The following is a 20,377-nucleotide window of genomic DNA, read 5'->3' as shown; positions in this document are numbered from 1 at the left end:
GCGGGGCTACGAACGGAGCGGTTTGTGTTTTATGTAGGTCGGGTCAGGCGTAAGCCGCCACCCGACAAATAGCCGCATCACCCGGTAGCCCGAATAAGGCGCCAGCCGCCATCCGGGAACTCCCCCGCTCGCACCGCGCTTAGCGGGGCTACGAACGGAGCGGTTATGATTTTATGTAGGTCGGGTCAGGCGTAAGCCGCCACCCGACAAATAGCTGCATCACCCGGTAGCCCGGATAAGGCGCCAGCCGCCATCCGGGAACTCCCCCGCTCGCACCGCGCTTAGCGGGGCTACGAACGGAGCGGTTATGATTTTATGTAGGTCGGTTCAAGCGTAAGCCGCCACCCGACAAATAGCTGCATCACCCGGTAGCCCGGATAAGGCGCCAGCCGCCATCCGGGAACTCCCCCCGCTCGCACCGCGCTTAGCGGGTCTAGCTATTGCTCCGTACGCGGGTAAACCACATCTTCAGTAGCCGCTCAAAGCCTAAGATGCAGTAGCCGAAAAACGGGTTGCTCCAGTAAATATCATCGTCAAACTTCTGCGGGTCGTGAATAATAAACGCCGTATCTGCAGCCTGCGCCAGCGGGCTCTGATAATCACCGGTAAAGCAGACCAGATTAATCTCCTTCCCCTCCAGGGCCTTCACCCAGTTAAGCGCTGAGCTGCTGCGCCCGGATTTCGAAATGATCCAGATGGAGTCGAAGCGAGCGGCGTTTTTCTGTTCAAGAATTTCGTAATCCGGCCACAGCGCCAGGCTGGCATTCACCCCAGTGACGAGAAACTTGTTATAAATATACTGGGCGATCAGCTGCGAAAAGCCGCTGCCGTGGATCAGGACGCGCTGCTGCGCGAGGCTTGCCAGCAGTGGCGTCAGCGCCTCCGCCGGCTGAATGCTCATATAGTCGATATCGTTGGTGACATCGAGCTTCGGCATGGTGATATTGAACTTGATGAAATAGACCAGCTCCAGCCAGCCGCTGAACTTAAGCTTTTTCGCCAGCCGTACCAGCGAGGAGGGATTACTGTAGCACTGCTCCGCCACGGCGCGGACCCCCTGGCGGATACACTGCTCCGGGTCGTTCTGGATAAAGCGCAGCACGGTCATTTCCGTTTTGCTTAGCTTCACGTCACGAAAGATATTTTCTACGTCCATGGCGGGCTCCTCTCAGCGGCAGAATACGCTATCACCGTTCAGCAACGGCGTCTGCGGCCTGAGTCACCAGACTGAAATGAATATTACTTTTTGTACAAAAATGGAATAAAAAACCCTCTCCGCCAGGCGAAGAGGGTCTCTGCCGTTAACGCAGTCTTTTACAACGTAATCGTCAGCGTATTGCCCTGGGCGCTCACCACCACACCCCATTCGCTGCCGGTCTGCGTGCCGCCCTGAACGCCGGCTATCTGCTGGATATTGCGCAGGCACAGCGTCCAGCCGCGGGCTTCGCCTTCGCCGCTCACGGCGATGGTGTTGCCCTGGCGCTTCGCCTTCAGGGTGAAGATCGTGGAACCGTCCGCCGCCGGAACCTGACAGCGCGCCTCGCGCCCCTCTTCGAGGTGGAACAGCTGGAAGGCGGTGCCTTCATGCCAGGCATAATCGGGTTTCTGGTCATTGTTGCCCAGCGCCAGCAGAGTATTGTCGCGAATGTAGACCGGCAGGCTCAGCGCATTATGATTCTGCTTATGCCAGCGGCTACCCGGCAATTCATCGTTATGCCACAGATGCGTCCAGCGCCCTTCCGGCAGATAAAACTGCACATCGCCCGCTTCGGAGAACACCGGCGCGACCAGCACTGAATCACCCAGCATGTACTGGCGGTCGAGATAGTCGCAGGTCGGATCGTCCGGGAACTCGAGCATCATCGCGCGCAGCATCGGGGTGCCGTACTCATTGGCCAATGCCGCCTGACGATAGAGATAGGGCATCATGCGGCATTTCAGCTGCGTGAAGTGGCGCACCACGTCGCAGGACTCTTCGTCGTAGGCCCATGGCACACGATAGGATTTACTGCCGTGCAGGCGGCTGTGGCTGGAAAGCAGGCCGAAGGCGCACCAGCGCTTGTAGACGTGGGCCGGGGCGGTATTCTCGAAACCGCCGATATCGTGGCTCCAGAAACCGAAGCCAGACATGCCGATCGACAACCCGCCGCGCAGGCTTTCCGCCATCGATTCGTAATTGGCGTAGCAGTCGCCGCCCCAGTGCACCGGGAACTGCTGTGCGCCCACCGAGGCGGAGCGAGCGAACAGCACCGCTTCTTTCTCGCCGACGGTCTCTTTCAGCACGTTCCACACCAGTTCGTTATAGATGAAGGCGTAATGGTTGTGCATTTTCTGCGGGTCAGAACCATCAAACCACTGCACATCGGTCGGGATGCGTTCGCCGAAGTCGGTCTTGAAGCAGTCGACGCCCATCGCCACCAGGCCTTTGAGTTTGTCGGCGTACCACTGACAGGCTTCCGGGTTGGTGAAGTCATATATCGCCAGCCCAGGCTGCCACTTATCCCACTGCCACAGCGAACCGTCCGGGCGCTTCAGCAGATAGCCCTTCTCTCTCAGCTCCTTGAACACCGGCGAGCGCTGGCCGATATACGGATTGATCCACACGCAGATCTTCAGCCCTTTCGCCTTCAGGCGCTTGATCATCCCTTCCGGGTCCGGGAAAGTCAGCGGATCCCATTCGAAATCGCACCACTGGAAGGCCTTCATCCAGAAACAGTCGAAATGGAAGACGTGCAGCGGCAGCTGGCGCTCGGCCATGCCGTCGATAAAGCGGTTCACCGTCGCTTCGTCATAGTTGGTGGTGAACGAGGTGGTCAGCCACAGACCAAACGACCATGCCGGCGGCAGCGCCGGGCGACCGGTGAGCTGCGTATAGCGGTTGAGCACCGCTTTCGGCGTCGGGCCATCGATCACGAAGTACTCAAGGTATTCACCTTCCACGCTAAACTGGACTTTCGAGACCTTCTCTGAGCCCACCTCGAAGGAGACGCGCTGCGGGTGATTGACCAGCACGCCGTAGCCGCGGTTGGTCAGGTAGAACGGAATGTTTTTATAGGATTGCTCGGTGCTGGTGCCGCCGTCTTCGTTCCAGGTTTCTACCGTCTGGCCGTTGCGCACCAGGGCGGTAAAGCGCTCGCCGAGACCGTAGACGGTTTCGCCGACACCGAGGTCGAGGCGCTCAAACAGATAATTGCGCTGGGTCTGACTATCCTGCACGTAGCCATTGTTTTTCAGCTGACTACCGGTGATACGCACGCCGTCGCGCAGAAAATCCAGCGCCCAGAATTCGCCTTTAGTAACGCGCACGCTAAGGCTACCGCTTTTCAGCTCGGCGAATTCGGCCGTATCCTCTATGGTGACATTGACGTCGTTCTGCACGTTCAGCGGGTAGTGCGGACCGTTATCCAGCGCGCCCTGGAAGTGCTCCATACGCACCCCGATCACCCCTTCCAGCGGGGAGAAAAAGCGCAGGGTGAATAACGGCGTATCCAGCTGCCAGGCGCGTTCGCGGACATCGCGCGGCGCGGCATAGACCACCATTTCATTCCCCTGCTGCTCCACCTCATAAACCTGTACGGGTTGGATCAGGGTGAGCCCTGGTTGAATGAGCCAGTTTCCATCACTGATTTTCATTAAAACGTCCTCTTAGTTTTGCCATTCTTTGTCGATCGGGGCTGTTGCGAAATCTTGTTCATTACGACGCGCGCCCTCGGCCAGCTCGGCCATCATTTTTTTCAGGAACGGCGTTTTCAGCGTGTAGTAGCGTTTGGCGATCGCCGCGCTCAGCAGGTAGCACACCGCTGGAACGAGGGTGAACAAGGCGATAATAATGGTGAGAGTGGCGCCGTTCTGGGTTTTGGCTGCGGCGTCGTAACCGCCGCCGGCCAGCATCCAGCCGATGAGCGCGCCGCCCAGCGCCAGGCCCAGCTTGAGCACAAACAGGGTGCCGGCAAAGCTGATGCCGGTCAGGCGTTTACCGTTGCACCATTCGCCGTAGTCGACGGTGTCGGACATCATCACCCACTGGATTGGCGTCACCAGCTGGTGCAGTACGCCAATGGCGAAGATAAAGACGAACATGGTGATTTCGGCATTCATCGGTACGAAAAACATCGCCACGCTGAGCACCGCCAGGAGGGCGTTGGTCCACCAGAAGACGCTGACTTTGCATTTCCAGTCGGTCAGCGGTTTCGCCAGCGCTGAGCCAATCAGGTTGCCGACGCAGTAAGTGGTGAGGAAGACGGTGAACAGCGCCGCCGAGCCCATGATCCAGGTGGTGTAGTACATCATCGCGCCGCCGCGAACGCAGACCGCGAGGATATTGAGGATGGTGAGCACGCCAACCACTCGCCACTGGTCATTGCGCCAGATATCGCGCAAATCTTCGCGCATCGAGGTGCTGCTCGGCGGCGCTTCGACACGCTCTTTGGTGGTAAAAAAGCAGAAGGCCAGCATCAGGAAGGCGATCGCCGACAGCACCGCGATGCCGCCCTGGAAGCCAAGCGCTTTGTCTTCGCCGCCGATAAAGTTGACCAGCGGCATCATCAGCACGGTGGAGAGCATGCCGCCTGCCGTCGCCAGCACAAAGCGCCAGGACTGGAGTGAGATGCGCTGTGTCGGGTTGTCGGTGATCACGCCGCCGAGCGCGCAGTAAGGGATATTCACCACGGTGTAGAGCAGGGTCAGCAGCGTGTAGGTTACCGCAGCGTAGATCAGCTTGCCGTGGTGGCTTAAGTCCGGCGAGCTGTAGGCTAGTACGCAGACGAGGCCGAACGGAATGGCGCCGAAGAGGATCCACGGGCGAAATTTACCCCAGCGGCTGCGGGTACGGTCGGCCAGCAGGCCCATGCACGGGTCGGAGATCGCATCCAGCGCGCGCGCCAGCAGGAACATGGTGCCGACAAAACCAGCGGGGATGCCGAAGATATCGGTGTAGAAAAACATCATATACAACATAACGTTATCAAAAATGATGTGGCTGGCGGCGTCACCCATGCCGTAGCCAATTTTCTCTTTGACGGACAAAATATGATCTTTCATATGGGCACAATTCCCTTAGCGGCGCCACGGATTGGTACCGGTTACATTTCTTGTAAACCTTTGCCGCAGGAAGATGAATTGCGATATCTCGTTATCAGATTACGTTTCTTGTTTTCTGTGATCGCGGTAGCCTGAAAGCGTATGAAAAAGTGTAACCCATGGATTTTGAACGGATTTGTTTCAGACTGTTCTGCAAAGTCCAGTTTTAACAGTAAAAAAGTGCGTTCAGGTATGTGGTAAACGGCTGAAAGTAGCTATAATGCGCCCCGCCTCCATGTAGCAATCGAGGCGCGGAAGATCGTCATCTCCGGTGAGGTGGCTGGACTTCAAATCCAGTTGGGGCCGCCAGCGGTCCCGGGCAGGTTCAACTCCTGTGATCTTCCGCCAGTTTGCCTCTGCTCCTCCACCGCCACGCCATACCAAACTGAGCCGCAAAACCCATCATCCCAGTCAATCATTTTCATCCAAACTCTGCGTTATTTTGTCTCCTGCGAACCCGTTACACTGGCGCAAAGGCCGCGTGCCGTTGCCAACCGAAACAGGAGAGCCATGATGACCCCCGAACTGAGACACTGTTTTTCCATTACCATCCAGGTTGATAAACCGATAATCGTTTCCCGCAGTCCGCAAACCGGCAAGCGCCAGCTGATCCCGATTCTCGGGGGCAGCGTTTCGGGTCAACTTCGCGGCCACGTGCTGCCCGGCGGCGTCGACAGCCAGATTATCGAGCCCGACGGCACGTGCAGGCTATCCGCCCGCTATGCCCTGCAGGTGGAGGAAGGAACGGTGTACGTGGAAAACAACGGTATTCGCCGGGTGCCGGCCCGCTATCATGACCAGCTGTTCGCCGACGATATGCGCTTTTTTAGCACTATTCCGCCGGAAGAAATCTATTTTCGCACCGTCCCCACCTTCGAGGTGGATACCCCCGCGCTCAGCTGGCTAACCACCTCGCTGTTTATCTGCGCGGGCGGACGTACTCAGGATGGGGTGATGCTCGATTTCTATCAGGTGGGCTGATTTTCACTTTCTGCATATAACTGTTATTGCCGTTAACCCGTTTTTCCCCTCCCGGCGCCGGTCTACTATCGCGTCATCGCTTTATTCACCCGATTCACAGACCGGAGCAGTTATGAAAGCTATCGCCATTACTCAAGCCGCCGCTGACGGCGACAATATCCCTTTTTTAACCGAGATCGACCTGCCGGTCCCTTCCGCCCACGGGCGTGATCTGCTGGTTGCCGTGAAGGCGGTCTCGGTCAATCCGGTGGACACCAAAGTGCGCGCCGGCTTCCAGGGCGACACGCCGCGGGTGCTGGGCTGGGACGCCGTTGGCGTGGTGCAGTCCGTCGGTGAGGAAGTGACGCTGTTCGCACCAGGCGATGAGGTCTGGTACGCCGGCGCCCTGGGCCGGGCCGGCAGCAACAGTGAATATCAGCTGGTGGATGAGCGCCTGGTGGCCCACAAACCGCGCACCCTCGATAACGCCTCCGCCGCCGCGCTGCCGCTGACGGCTATCACCGCCTGGGAGCTGCTGTTTCACCGTCTTGGCGTCACGGAAGGCGGCAACGCGGGCGACACGCTGCTGATCGTCGGCGCGGCGGGCGGCGTGGGGTCGATCCTGACCCAGCTGGCCAGCAAACTGACCGCCATGACGGTGATCGGCACCGCCTCGCGTCCGGAGAGCCAACGCTGGGTCCGCGAGGCGGGCGCGCACCATGTTATCGATCACAGCAAGCCGCTCTCCGACGAGCTGGCGCGCATCGGCATCAACGCGGTGACCCATGTCGCCAGCCTGACCAACACCGACCAGCACTTCAACGCGCTGATCGACGCCCTCGCCCCGCAGGGCAAGCTGGCGCTGATTGATGACCCGGAGACCCTGGACGTGGTGCCGCTGAAAGCCAAAAGCCTGTCCCTGCACTGGGAATTTATGTTCACCCGCTCAATGTTTGAGACGGATGACATGATCGCCCAGCATCAGTTGCTAACCCGCGTGGCGGCCCTGATCGACAACCACACGATCAAAACCACACTCGGCGAACACTACGGCGCTATCACCGCCGACAATCTGCAGAAAGCGCATCGCCAGCTGGAAACCGGACGCGCAGTGGGCAAGATTGTGCTGGAGGGATTTTAAGATGATAACCCTTCTCGCCGTGCTCAAGGCGAAACCAGGCCAAACGGACGCGCTGCGCAAGGTCCTGCAGGGTCTGCTCCTGCCGACGAGACAAGAGCCGGGCAATCTTGACTACGCGCTGTTCCAGCTGCGCGACGCGCCGGATACCTTCTACATGCGGGAGTCCTGGCGTGACCAGCAGGCGCTGGATGAGCATATCGACCAACCCTACTTTCAGGCCTTTATTGGCGAGATGGATTCCCTGCTCGCCGAGCCACTGCGCCTGGACTATCTGACGCCAGTCGCCCCCTGAAAAGTCTGCTCCTCACCCGGTGAGGAGCGGTTTTAACGCTTTGAGCTACCCGTCTCGCATCCCGGGCGCTCCAGGCTACGCTTATCCTTACCGCGCAAAAAACGCTCACCTCCGTCCGCCCGTTTTAACACCGATATAATCAAGAGGTTTCGCTATGCTGATCAACGCTATAGGTACCTACTCCGCCAGCCAACCGCTGGAATCAATGGCCATCACCCGCCGCGAACCGGGGCCGCAGGATGTGCAGATCGCCATCGCCTACTGCGGCGTCTGCCACTCCGATCTCCACCAGGCGCGATCGGAATGGGCCGGAACGCTCTACCCCTGCGTGCCGGGGCATGAAATTGTGGGCCGGGTCACCGCGGTCGGCGAGGCCGTCTCGCGCTACGCCGTCGGCGATCTGGTGGGCGTCGGCTGCATGGTCGATAGCTGTCAACAGTGCGAGGAGTGCGCTGAAGGGCTGGAGAACTACTGCGACCATATGGTGCTGACCTACAACGGACCGACCCAGGACGCGCCGGGCCACACCCTGGGCGGCTATTCACAGCAGATCGTGGTCAAAGAACACTACGTGCTGCGGATAACTCATCCCGAAGCGCAGCTGGCCGCCGTCGCGCCGCTGCTGTGCGCCGGGATCACAACCTACTCGCCGCTGCGCCACTGGCACGCCGGGCCGGGTAAAAAAGTCGGCGTGGTCGGCATTGGCGGCCTTGGACATATGGGAATCAAGTTGGCCCACGCCATGGGGGCCCACGTGGTGGCCTTTACCACCTCCGAATCCAAGCGTAATGCGGCCAGAGCGCTAGGCGCTGATGAAGTGGTGGTGTCGCGTAACGAAGAGGAAATGGCGGCCCACGTCAAAAGCTTCGATTTCATCCTCAACACCGTGGCGGCGCCGCATAATCTCGATGCCTTCACCACGCTGCTGAAGCGCGATGGCACGATGACGCTGGTAGGCGCGCCGGCCACACCGCATCCGTCGCCGGAAGTGTTCAATCTGATCATCCGTCGCCGGTCGATTGCCGGGTCGATGATTGGCGGGATCGCGGAAACTCAGGAGATGCTCGACTTCTGCGCTGAACACGGCATCGTCGCCGATATCGAACTGATCCGCGGCGATGAGATCAACGAAGCCTGGGAAAGAATGGTCAAGGGTGACGTGAAATACCGCTTCGTGATCGACAGCGCGACCCTCGGCGGCTAAGCGCCGCGGCGGAAGGTACGCCGCCATTCGGTCGGACTGACGCCAAAGCGCGCCTTAAACTGCTGACGCCAGGTGACGGCAGAGAGATAACCCACCGCCTCCGCCACCTGCTCGACCGGCAGATCCCCCGCCTCAAGCAGGCTCTGGCTGCGGCGCAGGCGTTCGGCGGTCAGCCAGTCGGTGATGCTCATCCCGGTCGCCCGGGCGAAGTGGCGGGTCAGGCTGCGGCGGCTCATCGCCACCACCCGGGCCAGCGAATCGAGATTATGCGGCTCGGCAATATGCTGCTGCAGATAATCCAGCAGGCAGTTGATTCGCGCATCGCGGGTATTTTTCGGCACCGGCTGAGCGATGAACTGCGCCTGGCCGCCCTCGCGGTGCGGCGAAACAATCAGCCGCCGGGCGATCTGGTTGGCCGCGAGGCTGCCGTAACGCTGGCGGATAATGTAGAGGCAACAGTCGAGCGCCGCCGCGGTGCCCGCTGAAGTAATGATCCGCTGATCGTCGACGTACAGGGCGTTGATATCCAGCCGCACCTGCGGAAACCGGTGCTGAAAATCCTGCTCAAACTCCCAGTGGGTCGCCGCGCGTTTCCCGTCCAGCAGCCCGGCGTAGCCAAGGACGAACGCGCCCAGGCACAGACCGACGATTTCCGCGCCGTTATTCCGGGCCCGCACCAGGCTATCAAGCAGCGCCTGCGGCGGGCGCCGGTCGACCTCGCCCCAGTAAGGCACCACCACGATATCCGCCTGTTCCAGCACGGCGTAATCGCCGCTGGCGTACAGCGCGAAGCCGTCGCGGGCGCGCAGCAGCCCCGGTCGCTCGGCGCAAATGTGCAGATTAAAGCGTTTGTTTTCAGAGACCGAATCGCCAAACAGCATGCAGGGAACGGCGTAATGAAACGGGCTAAAGCCCTCTACGGCAACAATCGCCACGTCGGTGAGCTTCATCGTTCCTTCCCCTTACGCACGTTAATAAACCACGGTTTCCCCATCCTGCGGGATACACACTACCTCGGCAATCTGATTATCCAGCGCATACTGGCGCATCTCTTCCCGACTCACCAGGCAGTGGTTGACCGCCTCCAGGTGGATAGCCATGATTTTCGCTTCCGGCAGGGTGAAGTGTACGTTCAGGAGATCCTCTTTGCCCATGATAATCGGGCCAAAGCCGATGACGTGGGCGTAGCCGGCGTTGAGGACCACCACGTCCGGACGCAGCTTCAGCAGGTCGGCCGCAATTTCATCACGCCAGATGGTATCCCCCACCAGCCACAGCGTCTTCTCCTGCGGATGGCGAAACAGCACGCCGCAGGCCTCGCCCAGGCGTTCGGCCATCGCCGGCACCGCGTAGGTGCGATCGCTGCCGTGCTGGCCGGAGGTGGTTTTCAGCAGGCGCACGCCGGCAAATTCGCTGTCTGCCGTCAGCAGGCGGATATCCTGGAATCCCTGGCTGCGCAGCAGCGCACCGTCGGCCTCGTGCTGGACGAACACCGGCAGGGTTTTCGGGATCGCGGCGATCGCCGCCTCGTCCCAGTGATCGTCATGGGTATGGGTGACGATCACTGCGTCAACGTCGATAATGTTATCGCGGGAAAAAGGCAAGGCCACCAGCGGGTTGCGCAGCTCGCTGCGCGCGGTGCCCGGAAATCCCGGCCAGGCGCCTTTGTCCGCCAGCATCGGATCGATCAGAAACTTTTTCCCGGCGTAGTCAATAATCTGGGTCGCGTTACGGATATGGGTGATGTTCATGTCGGCGTTCCTCAGGGGGTGATTTGACGAACATCGTACTGAGTACCAGCCTGGCGCAATAGGGGCATTTGGGCAAGGATCGATGAAATCGGGCCAACCTGCGGCGATTGCTATCCGTCTCCGGCTATGTTGTTCTGAAGGCTCCATTTTTGACAGGAGTGGCAGGATGAAGAAAAAACTGACCGCCGCCGATATGCACGACCCGCAGGTCATCGCCGAAACGCCGTGGTTCAGCATGCGCAAGGTGGGTATTGATATCGCCCCCGGCGAGCGCCGCGACTTTTACGCCATTCACTTTCCCCGCCCGGCGGTGGGGGTTGTGGCTATCCAGGAGGGCAAAGTGCTGCTGATTCGCCACTACCGCTACCTGATCGACAAGGTAGTGTGGGCCATTCCGTCAGGCGGCGTTGACGAAGGGGAAGATCCGGCGGCGGCCGCGCTGCGCGAGCTGCGGGAAGAGACCGGCTGGCAGGCGCAACGCGTCGAAGAGATCATTCGCTTCAACCCCTCCTACGGCAGCAGCGATCAGCTGTTTATCACCTGGCTGGCCACCGGTTTACGCTGGGTGGGGATGGATGCGGCTCAGGATGAGGTAATGGAAACCGGCTGGTTTACCTTTGAGGAGATAAACCAGCTGATCGCCCGCGGCGAAATGCCGGACGGGCTGTCGCTGGTGCCGCTGCTGCAATTGATGGCGCAGCCGCGCACCGGGCAGGCTACGGCTTAAGCATTCGCCAGCGGAACCACAGCTGGGCCACGAGGATCAGCACGCCGCCGATAATTTTCTGCAGCGGCAGCTGTTCGCCGTACCACAGCGCGGCGGCAATGACCGTCAGCAGCGGTTCGAGCACCATAATGATCGCCGCGCTGGCCACCGCCGCGTACTTTTGCCCCTTCATCTGCAGACCGAAGCGCAGGCTGGTGGCGATGACAATGCTGGCCACCAGCCAGCCGAAGGTCGGTAGGGTCATCGGCTGGTCCCAGCGTTCAACGGCAGCGGAGATGGTCAACCCGACGATACCAGTGATCGCCAGTTGCACGGTGGTCAGGGGGATCAGCGGTACTTCACGCGCGCAGCGGCTGGTGTAACAGAACCAGATCGACTGCACCAGCGCCGTCAGCAAAAACCAGCCCTGGCTGGGATGGAAGGCTATCGGCATGTGCAGGCTGAGCAGGCCCAGGCCCACCACCGCGATCGGCAGGCACTCCCACCAGGCCCGCGGCGGACGCACCTTCATCATCACCCACGCTGTCAGCGGGACGAACATCATCGACAGGCTCATAATAAACGCCCCTTCGCCGAGCGACGCCGTCGTGGAGACCGAGTAGATCCACAGGCAGAGGTTGAGCGCAAACCACAGCCCGCTGATGATGAGCTTTGGCCAGTGCTGCTTTTGCGGGCGAAACCCGCGGCAGAACGGCAGCAGCAGCAGCGCGGCGAAGAAGAAGCGCAGCCCAAGGAACGCGAATACCGGCATGCCGGCGATCGCCTCGCGGGAAAAAATCCAGCCGCAGGCGGCAATCACCGTCGCGGCAATCAGCAGCAGGTCAGCCTGCCGTTGGCGAACCATACGCGCCTCTCCCTGTGTGTTGGCTTACCAGCCCGGCACCGCGCCGCCGTTGAAGATAGTCTCTGCCGCCTTCGCCACCTCCGGCGACTGGTACGACTGCATAAACTCCTTCACGTTTTCCGCGTCTTTATTGTCTTCACGGGTCACGATGATGTTCACGTAGGGCGAGTTTTTATCTTCGATAAAGATGCCATCGCGAACCGGCGACAGCCCGGTTTGCTGCAGGTAGGTGGTGCTGATGATGGCCACGTCGACTTTAGGATCGTCGAGTACGCGCGGCAGCTGCGCCCCTTCCAGCTCCATAATTCTCAGGTGATGCGGGTTGTCGGTGATATCCACCGCCGTCGGCAGCAGGCCGGTGCCGGCTTTGAGGGTAATCAGCTTCTCTTTTTGCAACAGCAGCAGCGCCCGCCCGAGATTGGTCGGGTCGTTGGGGATGGCGATCGTCGCGCCGTCGTTCAGTTCGGCGACTGACTTGATCTTGCGCGAATAGCCGGCCATCGGGAAGACGAAGGTATTGCCGACCGCCACCAGATGGTAGTTATGCGCTTTGTTGTCCTGCTCAAGGAAAGGCCGATGCTGGAAGACGTTGGCGTCCAGATCCCCGGCGTTGGTCGATTCGTTAGGCAACAGCGAGCCGCTGAACCCCACCAGCTCAACCTCCAGACCATACTTCTCTTTGGCCACCTTCTTCGCCACTTCCGCCACATCCTGTTCAGCGCCATTAATCACGCCGACCTTAATGTGCTTCGCTTCATTACTCTTTTGGTCGCAGCCGACCAGCGCCAGACCCGCCAGCATTACCGCGGCGGCGGCACGTAAACGTAATCTCATCCTCTTCACCCTGTCCGTCCTGACTGTCATTGTTTTTTTCGTGCAAAACTATAGCGACTTTCGGGTGGGGTAATAAACAGCAAACCACGCAACCGGAAATAAAATCATCTTCCCCAGAGCGAAGCACTAGCCCCGTCGCCACTCGCCCGGCGTCACGCCATAGCGCATTTTGAAACGCTTCGAGAAGGACGCCAGCGACTGAAAGCCGCAGCGTTCGGCAATCACCTCGAGGTTGGTCTGACGCTCGAGGCGCAGCAGCCGGGCGGCCAGCGCCATTCGCAGCTGCGACAGCCACGCCTGCGGCGTCAGGTGATAAACGCGGGCAAAATGACGGGCAAAGGTGGCCCGCGACAGAAAGGCGCGGGCGGCCATGGTTTCCAGCGTCCACGGCTGCTCCGGGGTCGCCATCACCGCCAGCACCGCCGGCATCAGGCGTTCATCGCTCATCAGACGCAGCAGCCCGCCGGGCGGCTGCTGCTCGCCAAGCAGCATGCGCAGCAGCAGCACCAGCAGCGTATCGCCGAGGCTGCGCACGATAGCGCTGCCGCCGGGACGCTGCGCCAGGCTTTCGCGGACCAGTATGTTAAGCAACGGCTGCAGCTCCGGGCAGTCTTCGCGCGTATCGGTATGGAGATGGATCAGCGTCGATGCCTCAGTGAACAGCCAGCTAACGTGCGGACCAAAATAAAATTCGCCGCACAGCATCTCCAGCGCCCCCTCCGCCGGGCCGGCGCGCATTTCCGTCACCGTGCCGTTAAACCGGTGCGCTACCGGCAGCACCTGGCCCCACTCCACCAGGCTCTCCATCAGATGCGGCGAACCGTGCGGCAGGAGGACCACATCTCCCGCGCGCAGGTGATGAGTCTGGCCGCCGACGTTAAGCCGCCCCTCACCGCGCAGCACCACGTGCCACGGCACCACGCCGCTGCGCATTTGCTGGTGCCCGGCCTGCCAGCGGCCGCCGAAGCGACAGTGCAGGTTCACTTCGCAGCGCGGCGCCAGCAGCGCCAGCAGATGACTGAGACTGTCCATGCTTCTCCTGAGACGATAAGACAAAAAGGTGAGACGAAGACCGCCAGTCTAGCATGCGGCAACGGCCTAAGATGACCCCAATGCCAACACACACCCTCGATAACAACAGGAGTTAACTATGAGCCGTTTAGCTGATATCCGTGAACAAGACGCCACCGGCAAAGCCGCCGATATTTTCGCCGGGATCAAAAAAGCGATGGGCAAAGTGCCAAACGCCTACCTGACCATCGGCGGCCACTCGCCGGCGGCGTTGCAGCAGGCGCTGGCGCACAATGCGATGCTCCATAAAGGCAGCCTCAGCGCCCAACAGCTGGAGGCGATTAATCTGTCAGTCAGCGAAGCCACCGGCTGTGACTATTGCCTGGCCGCGCACACCCTGATGGCGAAAAAAGCCGGCTTCAGCAGCGAGCAGATCCACGCCCTGCGCCGCGGGGCGTATGCGGAAGAGACACAGCTTGATGCGCTGGTGAAATTTGCGCAGACTCTGGTCACCACCACCGGTACGCTGCCGGAAGCCGACGTCGCCGCGCTACGCAACGCCGGGTTTAGTGACCAGCAGGTGATTGAGATTATCAGCGCCATCAGCGCGATCCTGTTCACCAACATGGTGAACCGGGTTAACGACACGGTGGTCGACTTCCCGAAAGCCGATTAATCCGTCGCGCAGCGCCGGTTTTACAGCCCCAGATCGCTGAGCCCCGGATGATCGTCCGGGCGACGCCCCTGGGGCCAGTGGAACAGGCGCTCGCTTTCAGCGATCGGCAGATCGTTGATGCAGGCGTAGCGCGTCTGCATCAGTCCATGCTTATCAAACTCCCAGTTTTCATTGCCGTACGAGCGAAACCAGTTGCCGCTGTCGTCGCACCACTCGTAGGCGAAGCGCACGGCGATACGATTTTCCTGCCATGCCCACAGCTCCTTAATCAGCCGATATTGCTGCTCTTTGCGCCATTTTCGCTGCAGGAATTCGACAATTTCCCTCCTGCCATGAACAAACTCGCTGCGGTTGCGCCATTCGCTGTCCACGGTGTAGGCCAGAGCGACTTTTTCGGCATCGCGGCTGTTCCAGCCATCTTCTGCGGCGCGAACCTTCTGGATAGCGCTGTCACGGGTAAACGGCGGTAACGGGGGACGTTGTTCGGTCATGCTGACTCTCCTCTGCGAACTAATTGCTGCTGCAGGCGCTGATTCTCCTGCTCCAGGTCATGAATACGTTGCTGCAGGTTCTGGCTGTACTCCGCCACCTGCTGCGCGCTGTAGCGCGGCGTAATGTGCTGCGGGCAGTTCCAGTCAAACGCCTGCAAATGAAAAAGAAACAGACGTTCAATGCGGGCGCGATAGTTGGCCGGCGCCACCTGCGCCAGCAGCTGCGGGTGGTCCACTGCCGCCAGGACCTCGACGGTGGCGTAGATTTTCAGCCTGGCACGGCGTGGATAATCCATCAAAAACAGGCAGGCCCGGTCGCTGCCGCGCAGGTTGCCGGTGGTGATGTACTGACGGTTACCGCCGAAATCCGCCATCGCCAGGGTGGTGTCATCCAGCAGATGCAGAAACCCCGGCGGGCCGCCGCGGTGCTGGACATAGGGCCAGCCGCTCTGCGACACCGTCGCCAGATAGAAGCTGTCGCGGGTGGCGATCATACCCGCTTCGCTGTCGCCGAAGCGGTCGGCCTGGCGGCGGCTATGCGGCGTTTGCCACAGCTGGTCGCTGCCCATTTCATGCTGCACATCCATCACGTCCGGGGTGATGGCGATATCGAGAAAGGTTGCTGCCATAGCGCCTCCTGTTGTCTGGCGCCATCATGGACTGTACTGCGAAAAATGATAATACTGATTTAGTGGCAATCATCTTTCCAAAAATCGGGAGAATAATGGATCGATTAAGCGCGATGGCGCTGCTGGTGAAAGTGACCGAGCTGGGGAGTATGTCAGCGGCGGCGCGGGCGCTGAATATGCCGTTGACCACCGTCAGCCGCCATATCGGCGAGCTGGAGAACGCGCTGGGGGTGCGCCTGCTGGCGCGGACCACCCGCAAACTGACGCTCACCGACGCCGGGGTCGATTATGTCGCCGCCGCGCGGCGGATCCTCGAGGAGGTGGAAAACGCCGAACGCCAGGCGACGGGCGAGTATCAGGAGCCGAAAGGCGAGCTGGTGATCTCTGCGCCGACGATGTTTGGACGCCAGCACGTTCTCCCGGTGATCGCTGAATTTATCGCCCGTTACCCGCAAATTCGCGTCCGTTTGCTGCTCAGCGATCGTAACGCCGACCTGGTGGGCGACCATATCGATCTGGCGGTGCGGATTGGCGACCTGGCGGACAGCAGCATGGTGGCCACCCGCCTCGGCAGGATGCGCATTGTGGCCTGCGCCCATCCGGCGCTGCTGGCGAAATACGGCGAGCCGCAGCGGCCGCGCGATCTGGCGGCGCTGCCAATCATCCGCATTGAATCGCCGATGCCCTATCGCTGCTGGCGCTTTCGCGCCGCTGAGCGCGAGGACCAGCTAATTAATCTGCCGCCGGCGCTATCGGTCACCACGCCGGAGAGCGCTGCCGATGCCGCGCGGCTGGGGGTGGGCGTAGCTCGCTTACTGCACTATCAGGCGCTGGACGGCCTGCGACAGGGTGAGCTCCGTCTGCTGCTGGAACGCGTCGAGCCGGAACCGGCGCCGGTCCATTTGCTGTATACCGCGCGGGACCTGGCGCCGCTTAAGCTGCGCAAATTTATCGATTTTGCCGCGCCAGCGCTGCGTCAGGCGCTGCTGCGCATCGCCGGGGCCGCTTAGTGCGTCGCGGTCTTCAGCGGCGCCTCCTTTAACAGCCAGGAGAGGACAAACGCCACCGCCATAATGCCGGCCGCCATCAGGAACGCCGCATGGATCGCCGCGCCGAAGGCGTCGAGATAGTCGAGGCGGATATCCGCGGGCAGGTGCTGCACCGCCACCGGATTCATTCCCGGCGGCAGTACCGCGCCTTCCGGCAACAGCTTTTGCAGGTTGCTCTGCAGTACGTGTGTGAACACCGCGCCAAACAGCGCCACGCCGATGGAGCCGCCGATCGAGCGGAACAGGGTCACGCCGGAAGTGGCCACGCCGTACAGCTTCGCCGGCATCGCGTTCTGCACCGCCAGGACCAGCACCTGCATCACCAGCCCCAGACCCGCCCCCAGCACGCCGGTAAACAGGTACAGCTGCCACAGCGGCGAGTGAATGGTGATCCGGGTCAGCAGCACCATGCCGGTCACGCCAAGCAGGGTGCCGAGGATCGGAAACAGGCGATATTTACCGGTCCGGCTGATGATCCGCCCACTGATAACCGAGGTCAGCAGCAGGCCGCCCATCAGGGGGATCAGCTGCAGCCCGGCCTCGGTGGGGGTCGCCTCCTTCACCACCTGCAGATAGAGCGGCAGGAAGGTGACCGACCCGAACAGCGACATGCCGATGACGAAGCCGATCAGGCTGCACAGCAGGAAGCTGCGGTTGCGGAACAGCGACAGCGGAATAATCGGCTCGGCGGCCATCCGCTCTTCGTAGATAAAGCCGATGACACCCACGATGCCGAAGGCCAGAATGCACCACAGCTGCGGGTCATTCCAGGCATGGACGCTGCCCCCTTCCGAGGTAAACAGGATGATGCACAGCAACGCCATGCTGAGGTAAATCGCTCCCAGCCAGTCAATCTGATGCTGGCTGCGTTTATTGCTGCTGTGGAATACCGCGCCGATCACCAGCAGCGCGAAGAGGCCCAGCGGCAGATTGATGTAGAAGATCCAGCGCCAGGAGGCGTGTTGCACCAGAAAGCCGCCGATCAGCGGGCCGATCACCGTCGCCAGGCCAAAAACGCCGCCGAACAGCCCCTGATAGCGGCCGCGGTTGGCGGGCGGGATGACGTCGGCCACCGCCGCCATGCTGATCACCATCAGGCCGCCGCCGCCGAGCCCCTGCAGGCCGCGCATCAGCACCAGCTGGGTCATGTTTTGCGCCAGCCCGCAGAGGGCGGAGCCGACGAGAAACAGCCCAATCGCCACCTGCAGCACGATTTTGCGACCGAACAGATCGCCGAATTTACCGTACAGCGGCACCGCGATGGTGGAGCTGAGGATATAGGCGGTGACCACCCAGGAAAGCTTGTCCAGCCCCCCCAGTTCGCCGACAATCGTCGGCAGCGCGGTGGAGACAATGGTCTGATCCAGCGCGGAGAGCAGCATCACCAGCAGTAAGGCGCTAAACAGCAGGCGTATCGACTGCACCGGTGGGTTCGCGACTTGAGAAGTCATTACAACGCTCGCTTGAAATTAATTAAATGCATAATTAATATTTAGTGAAAGAATGAGTCGGGTCAAGAGATCGCCATATCATGACAGCACAAAAGGATCAGAATGCCCCCCGCCGCCCGGGGCGACCGCGCGGTAAAAAACCGGGTACCGCCAACCGCGAACAGCTGATGGACATCGCCCTGACGCTGTTTGCCCGCGACGGTGCGGCCCGCGTGTCGTTGAACGCCATCGCCAAAGAGGCCGGGGTAACGCCGGCGATGCTGCATTACTATTTCAGTTCGCGGGATGCGCTGGTGACGCAGCTGATTGAGGAGCGCTTTATGCCGCTGCGCAACCACATCAGCCGCATCTTTGTCGACCATCCGCAGGACCCGGTGCTGGCGCTGACGATGATGGTCGAAACGCTGGCGCATATGGCGGAGAAGAACGCCTGGTTCGCGCCGCTGTGGATGCAGGAGATCATCGGCGAGATGCCGATCCTGCGTCAGCATATGGACGCCCGCTTCGGCGAGGAGCGTTTTCAGGTGATGCTGGAGGCAGTGCGCCGCTGGCAGCTGGAGGGCAAGATTAACCCGGCGCTGTCGCCGGAGCTGCTGTTTACCACGGTGATTAGCCTGGTGCTGGTGCCGTTTTCGCGCATCCACAGCGATCCGCGTTTACAGGCGGTCAACCGCCAGACCATCGTCAGCCACGCGCTGGCGTTGATGGGCCACGGCGTCGGGGGTTAAGCGCAGCCGCCGACCGGCAAAAGCTTTTGTAGCCCGGATAAGGCGCCACGCGCCGCCATCCGGGATTTTCCCTGCTCGCGCTACGCTTAGCAGGGCTACAGTCGTAGGCCGGGTCAGGCGCAGCCGCCACCCGGCGAAATAACGGCACAACCGGAAATGTCCCTGTTCGCACTATGTTTGGCAGGGCCACTACGTTTAGCAGGGCTACCACTCCCGTGTTATGTCCGGGCAGATTGCGCTCCCGGTTGATCTTCTGCGTTATGTCTCTTATGGAGCAGGGAGCGCACAGGGGGCGGCCAGTCGCCGCCGCCCCCTGTACTCCCGGGCTCCGGCCAGCAAAATCGCCGCTACGCGGTGCCTTCGACTTATCCCTTCAGGCTTCGGGTCGGGCCGAGGCAGCGTCCATGCAAAACACGGCCCTCAGCCCGCATCCATGCGGGCTGCCCCGGCCTTCCGGGAACGTCTCAGCGATTTTGAGGCCGCCAGCACCGGCAGTTTCAGTCGCGCAAGTGGTTAAATTAACAACAGGTCGCACGAACCCCAGGACGGGTAAGGCGACAGGCTCCACCCGGCAAGAATACAGGTGACGTGCCTGATATCCTGCCCGGCGGCGCTGCGCTTGCCGGTCCTGGGTGGGGCGAAACTATGGGAGAACGGTGTAGGCCGGATAAGGCATTTATGCCGCCATCCGGCACAATCACAGGTACGGTACCTGACCGCCCGGCGATATCAGGATCGTTACAGCGCTTTCGACAAATAGTGACGCTGCATCCCCGCGTGCGGGAAGTCGGGCAGCGACATCTGCAACTGATAGCCTAATTTCTGATAAAACGGCAGCGCCTGGAAGCTAAAGGTATCCACCAGCAGATGGCTGCAGCCCAGCGCCTGCGCCTGCCGCTCCGCCTCCTGCATCAGCTCGCTTCCCAGCCCGCGTCCGCGGGTCGCCTCGCTGACCCACAGATACTCAATACACAGCCAGTTGCCTTTGCGTTTGGCAATTAGCCCGCCCTGCATCACCCCTTGCGCATCGCGGGAGTAAACGCCCAGATCGCCAAACTGCGCCGCATCAAGATACTGCTGATTATAGTGCCGCAGACCGGCAAACAATTCTTGTTGATCGTCGGGATTAATGCTTTTTGTAATGATTAACGCCATTAACTATCTCCAGTATCGCGATGCCGAATGGTTATTTTCCTTCTCCACTTTCACAAAAAATTCTTATTTTCTCCATGATTATTTGCCTTAATTTTTTGCGTTCTAAAAGTAAGCAAAAAAACCTTTCCATTATCGCTGCGGATCGTATAATGGCAAAAAATGAGAATGATCATTCTCATCATGAAACCAGAGGAGATGCGCTTTTCACCTCCTGAAGGCCGAAGAGGTTGGCTTCAGCGGAGACACAATAACAATCACGTTCAGGAACATCTGTGTTCCTTTTTTGTCATTTTCGCTTAGCCGAAAATGCCTCAGCGCCCAACCTATTTCCTCGTTTTTAAATAAACGGGGCGGA

General features: G+C 60.4%; 22 protein-coding genes and 1 tRNA gene. 10 read left to right on the top strand and 13 right to left on the bottom strand.

Annotation, left to right across the window (positions count from 1 at the left end; translation table 11 throughout):
* Positions 1–433: 433 nt before the first annotated feature.
* From GT756_RS19140 to GT756_RS19130, 3 genes are all read right to left on the bottom strand, one after another.
* Complete coding sequence (locus GT756_RS19140; RefSeq protein WP_004205097.1) at positions 434–1,156, bottom strand: MurR/RpiR family transcriptional regulator; 723 nt, start codon at positions 1,154–1,156, stop codon at positions 434–436.
* A gap of 158 nt (positions 1,157–1,314) precedes the next feature.
* Complete coding sequence (gene yicI / locus GT756_RS19135) at positions 1,315–3,633, bottom strand: alpha-xylosidase (RefSeq protein WP_032456738.1); 2,319 nt, start codon at positions 3,631–3,633, stop codon at positions 1,315–1,317.
* Positions 3,634–3,645: 12 nt separating this feature from the next.
* Positions 3,646–5,040, bottom strand: coding sequence for a glycoside-pentoside-hexuronide family transporter (locus GT756_RS19130; protein ID WP_094334437.1), 1,395 nt, complete (start codon positions 5,038–5,040; stop codon positions 3,646–3,648).
* 292 nt (positions 5,041–5,332) lie between these two features.
* Here GT756_RS19130 and GT756_RS19125 point away from each other — a divergent pair.
* From GT756_RS19125 to GT756_RS19105, 5 genes are all read left to right on the top strand, one after another.
* A tRNA-Sec gene (locus tag GT756_RS19125) sits at positions 5,333–5,427 on the top strand.
* Positions 5,428–5,592: 165 nt separating this feature from the next.
* Complete coding sequence (locus GT756_RS19120) at positions 5,593–6,060, top strand: DUF3237 domain-containing protein (protein ID WP_004205101.1); 468 nt, start codon at positions 5,593–5,595, stop codon at positions 6,058–6,060.
* Positions 6,061–6,172: 112 nt separating this feature from the next.
* Positions 6,173–7,180 (top strand): zinc-binding alcohol dehydrogenase family protein, encoded by a 1,008-nt coding sequence (locus GT756_RS19115; RefSeq protein ID WP_004205102.1) that lies wholly within the window; start codon positions 6,173–6,175, stop codon positions 7,178–7,180.
* Position 7,181: 1 nt separating this feature from the next.
* Entirely contained in the window at positions 7,182–7,472 is a 291-nt protein-coding gene (locus GT756_RS19110; RefSeq protein ID WP_004205103.1) for a putative quinol monooxygenase, read from the top strand.
* Between the two features lie 154 nt (positions 7,473–7,626).
* Positions 7,627–8,676, top strand: a complete 1,050-nt coding sequence (locus tag GT756_RS19105) for an NAD(P)-dependent alcohol dehydrogenase (RefSeq protein WP_004205104.1) — start codon at positions 7,627–7,629, stop codon at positions 8,674–8,676.
* On the opposite strand, the gene GT756_RS19100 is transcribed toward GT756_RS19105, so the two are convergent.
* Together GT756_RS19100 and GT756_RS19095 are read right to left on the bottom strand one after the other, a co-directional pair.
* Positions 8,673–9,626 (bottom strand): GlxA family transcriptional regulator, encoded by a 954-nt coding sequence (locus GT756_RS19100; protein WP_069135558.1) that lies wholly within the window; start codon positions 9,624–9,626, stop codon positions 8,673–8,675. The genes GT756_RS19105 and GT756_RS19100 overlap by 4 nt on opposite strands.
* Before the next feature lie 21 nt (positions 9,627–9,647).
* Complete coding sequence (locus tag GT756_RS19095) at positions 9,648–10,427, bottom strand: MBL fold metallo-hydrolase (RefSeq protein ID WP_004205106.1); 780 nt, start codon at positions 10,425–10,427, stop codon at positions 9,648–9,650.
* 166 nt (positions 10,428–10,593) lie between these two features.
* Between GT756_RS19095 and GT756_RS19090 the strand changes: the two genes are divergently transcribed.
* The gene (locus tag GT756_RS19090; RefSeq protein ID WP_160125005.1) at positions 10,594–11,154 is read left to right on the top strand and encodes an NUDIX domain-containing protein; all 561 of its coding nucleotides are present in this window, start codon (positions 10,594–10,596) and stop codon (positions 11,152–11,154) included.
* Here GT756_RS19090 and GT756_RS19085 read toward each other — a convergent pair.
* The 3 genes from GT756_RS19085 to GT756_RS19075 all read right to left on the bottom strand — a co-directional run bounded on the left by GT756_RS19085 (position 11,144) and on the right by GT756_RS19075 (position 13,864).
* Complete coding sequence (locus GT756_RS19085) at positions 11,144–11,998, bottom strand: DMT family transporter (RefSeq protein ID WP_004205109.1); 855 nt, start codon at positions 11,996–11,998, stop codon at positions 11,144–11,146. The two genes, GT756_RS19090 and GT756_RS19085, sit on opposite strands and share 11 nt — an antisense overlap.
* A 24-nt stretch (positions 11,999–12,022) precedes the next feature.
* A complete protein-coding gene (gene nlpA, locus GT756_RS19080; RefSeq protein WP_048293920.1) occupies positions 12,023–12,832 on the bottom strand; it encodes a lipoprotein NlpA in 810 nt (269 codons plus the stop codon).
* Positions 12,833–12,958: 126 nt separating this feature from the next.
* Positions 12,959–13,864 carry an AraC family transcriptional regulator gene (locus GT756_RS19075; RefSeq protein WP_017900756.1) on the bottom strand — a complete coding sequence of 302 codons (906 nt, stop codon included), beginning with the start codon at positions 13,862–13,864 and terminating at the stop codon, positions 12,959–12,961.
* A 118-nt stretch (positions 13,865–13,982) separates the two neighbouring features.
* Between GT756_RS19075 and GT756_RS19070 the strand changes: the two genes are divergently transcribed.
* Complete coding sequence (locus GT756_RS19070; RefSeq protein ID WP_004205112.1) at positions 13,983–14,519, top strand: carboxymuconolactone decarboxylase family protein; 537 nt, start codon at positions 13,983–13,985, stop codon at positions 14,517–14,519.
* A gap of 20 nt (positions 14,520–14,539) precedes the next feature.
* On the opposite strand, the gene GT756_RS19065 is transcribed toward GT756_RS19070, so the two are convergent.
* Positions 14,540–15,010 (bottom strand): nuclear transport factor 2 family protein, encoded by a 471-nt coding sequence (locus GT756_RS19065; RefSeq protein WP_004205113.1) that lies wholly within the window; start codon positions 15,008–15,010, stop codon positions 14,540–14,542.
* Positions 15,007–15,639 carry a pyridoxamine 5'-phosphate oxidase family protein gene (locus GT756_RS19060; RefSeq protein ID WP_049093059.1) on the bottom strand — a complete coding sequence of 211 codons (633 nt, stop codon included), beginning with the start codon at positions 15,637–15,639 and terminating at the stop codon, positions 15,007–15,009. The genes GT756_RS19065 and GT756_RS19060 overlap by 4 nt, the downstream gene beginning before the upstream one ends.
* 95 nt (positions 15,640–15,734) lie before the next feature.
* On the opposite strand from GT756_RS19060, the gene GT756_RS19055 reads away from it, so the two are divergent.
* The gene (locus GT756_RS19055) at positions 15,735–16,649 is read left to right on the top strand and encodes a LysR family transcriptional regulator (RefSeq protein ID WP_160125004.1); all 915 of its coding nucleotides are present in this window, start codon (positions 15,735–15,737) and stop codon (positions 16,647–16,649) included.
* Here the strand turns inward: GT756_RS19055 and GT756_RS19050 are convergent.
* Positions 16,646–18,139 (bottom strand): MDR family MFS transporter, encoded by a 1,494-nt coding sequence (locus GT756_RS19050; protein WP_004205116.1) that lies wholly within the window; start codon positions 18,137–18,139, stop codon positions 16,646–16,648. The two genes, GT756_RS19055 and GT756_RS19050, sit on opposite strands and share 4 nt — an antisense overlap.
* An 80-nt stretch (positions 18,140–18,219) precedes the next feature.
* On the opposite strand from GT756_RS19050, the gene GT756_RS19045 reads away from it, so the two are divergent.
* Positions 18,220–18,867 carry a TetR/AcrR family transcriptional regulator gene (locus GT756_RS19045; protein WP_004205117.1) on the top strand — a complete coding sequence of 216 codons (648 nt, stop codon included), beginning with the start codon at positions 18,220–18,222 and terminating at the stop codon, positions 18,865–18,867.
* A 738-nt stretch (positions 18,868–19,605) separates the two neighbouring features.
* On the opposite strand, the gene GT756_RS19040 is transcribed toward GT756_RS19045, so the two are convergent.
* Positions 19,606–20,022: a GNAT family N-acetyltransferase gene (locus GT756_RS19040; RefSeq protein WP_004205120.1), complete on the bottom strand. Its 417-nt coding sequence runs from the start codon at positions 20,020–20,022 to the stop codon at positions 19,606–19,608.
* Between GT756_RS19040 and GT756_RS25980 the strand changes: the two genes are divergently transcribed.
* The gene (locus tag GT756_RS25980; RefSeq protein ID WP_032426093.1) at positions 19,997–20,113 is read left to right on the top strand and encodes a hypothetical protein; all 117 of its coding nucleotides are present in this window, start codon (positions 19,997–19,999) and stop codon (positions 20,111–20,113) included. The genes GT756_RS19040 and GT756_RS25980 overlap by 26 nt on opposite strands.
* On the opposite strand, the gene GT756_RS25975 is transcribed toward GT756_RS25980, so the two are convergent.
* Positions 20,073–20,195, bottom strand: coding sequence for a hypothetical protein (locus GT756_RS25975; protein WP_064178632.1), 123 nt, complete (start codon positions 20,193–20,195; stop codon positions 20,073–20,075). The genes GT756_RS25980 and GT756_RS25975 overlap by 41 nt on opposite strands.
* Positions 20,196–20,377: the final 182 nt, after the last annotated feature.

Origin of the sequence: Klebsiella sp. Q2, assembly GCF_009900705.1 — a bacterium.
GTDB lineage: Bacteria > Pseudomonadota > Gammaproteobacteria > Enterobacterales > Enterobacteriaceae > Klebsiella > Klebsiella quasipneumoniae.
The sequence above is the reverse complement of the archived record's forward strand: the minus strand, read 5'-3'. Positions and strand labels throughout refer to the sequence as shown.

Bases quoted from the DNA above. Each gene is read 5' to 3' on its own strand.
- GT756_RS19140 (WP_004205097.1), bottom strand. From the start codon at position 1,156: ATGGACGTAGAAAATATCTTTCGTGACGTGAAGCTAAGCAAAACGGAA.
- yicI (WP_032456738.1), bottom strand. From the start codon at position 3,633: ATGAAAATCAGTGATGGAAACTGGCTCATTCAACCAGGGCTCACCCTG.
- GT756_RS19130 (WP_094334437.1), bottom strand. From the start codon at position 5,040: ATGAAAGATCATATTTTGTCCGTCAAAGAGAAAATTGGCTACGGCATG.
- GT756_RS19120 (WP_004205101.1), top strand. From the start codon at position 5,593: ATGACCCCCGAACTGAGACACTGTTTTTCCATTACCATCCAGGTTGAT.
- GT756_RS19115 (WP_004205102.1), top strand. From the start codon at position 6,173: ATGAAAGCTATCGCCATTACTCAAGCCGCCGCTGACGGCGACAATATC.
- GT756_RS19110 (WP_004205103.1), top strand. From the start codon at position 7,182: ATGATAACCCTTCTCGCCGTGCTCAAGGCGAAACCAGGCCAAACGGAC.
- GT756_RS19105 (WP_004205104.1), top strand. From the start codon at position 7,627: ATGCTGATCAACGCTATAGGTACCTACTCCGCCAGCCAACCGCTGGAA.
- GT756_RS19100 (WP_069135558.1), bottom strand. From the start codon at position 9,626: ATGAAGCTCACCGACGTGGCGATTGTTGCCGTAGAGGGCTTTAGCCCG.
- GT756_RS19095 (WP_004205106.1), bottom strand. From the start codon at position 10,427: ATGAACATCACCCATATCCGTAACGCGACCCAGATTATTGACTACGCC.
- GT756_RS19090 (WP_160125005.1), top strand. From the start codon at position 10,594: ATGAAGAAAAAACTGACCGCCGCCGATATGCACGACCCGCAGGTCATC.
- GT756_RS19085 (WP_004205109.1), bottom strand. From the start codon at position 11,998: ATGGTTCGCCAACGGCAGGCTGACCTGCTGCTGATTGCCGCGACGGTG.
- nlpA (WP_048293920.1), bottom strand. From the start codon at position 12,832: ATGAGATTACGTTTACGTGCCGCCGCCGCGGTAATGCTGGCGGGTCTG.
- GT756_RS19075 (WP_017900756.1), bottom strand. From the start codon at position 13,864: ATGGACAGTCTCAGTCATCTGCTGGCGCTGCTGGCGCCGCGCTGCGAA.
- GT756_RS19070 (WP_004205112.1), top strand. From the start codon at position 13,983: ATGAGCCGTTTAGCTGATATCCGTGAACAAGACGCCACCGGCAAAGCC.
- GT756_RS19065 (WP_004205113.1), bottom strand. From the start codon at position 15,010: ATGACCGAACAACGTCCCCCGTTACCGCCGTTTACCCGTGACAGCGCT.
- GT756_RS19060 (WP_049093059.1), bottom strand. From the start codon at position 15,639: ATGGCAGCAACCTTTCTCGATATCGCCATCACCCCGGACGTGATGGAT.
- GT756_RS19055 (WP_160125004.1), top strand. From the start codon at position 15,735: ATGGATCGATTAAGCGCGATGGCGCTGCTGGTGAAAGTGACCGAGCTG.
- GT756_RS19050 (WP_004205116.1), bottom strand. From the start codon at position 18,139: ATGACTTCTCAAGTCGCGAACCCACCGGTGCAGTCGATACGCCTGCTG.
- GT756_RS19045 (WP_004205117.1), top strand. From the start codon at position 18,220: ATGACAGCACAAAAGGATCAGAATGCCCCCCGCCGCCCGGGGCGACCG.
- GT756_RS25980 (WP_032426093.1), top strand. From the start codon at position 19,997: ATGCTTTTTGTAATGATTAACGCCATTAACTATCTCCAGTATCGCGAT.
- GT756_RS19040 (WP_004205120.1), bottom strand. From the start codon at position 20,022: ATGGCGTTAATCATTACAAAAAGCATTAATCCCGACGATCAACAAGAA.
- GT756_RS25975 (WP_064178632.1), bottom strand. From the start codon at position 20,195: ATGATCATTCTCATTTTTTGCCATTATACGATCCGCAGCGATAATGGA.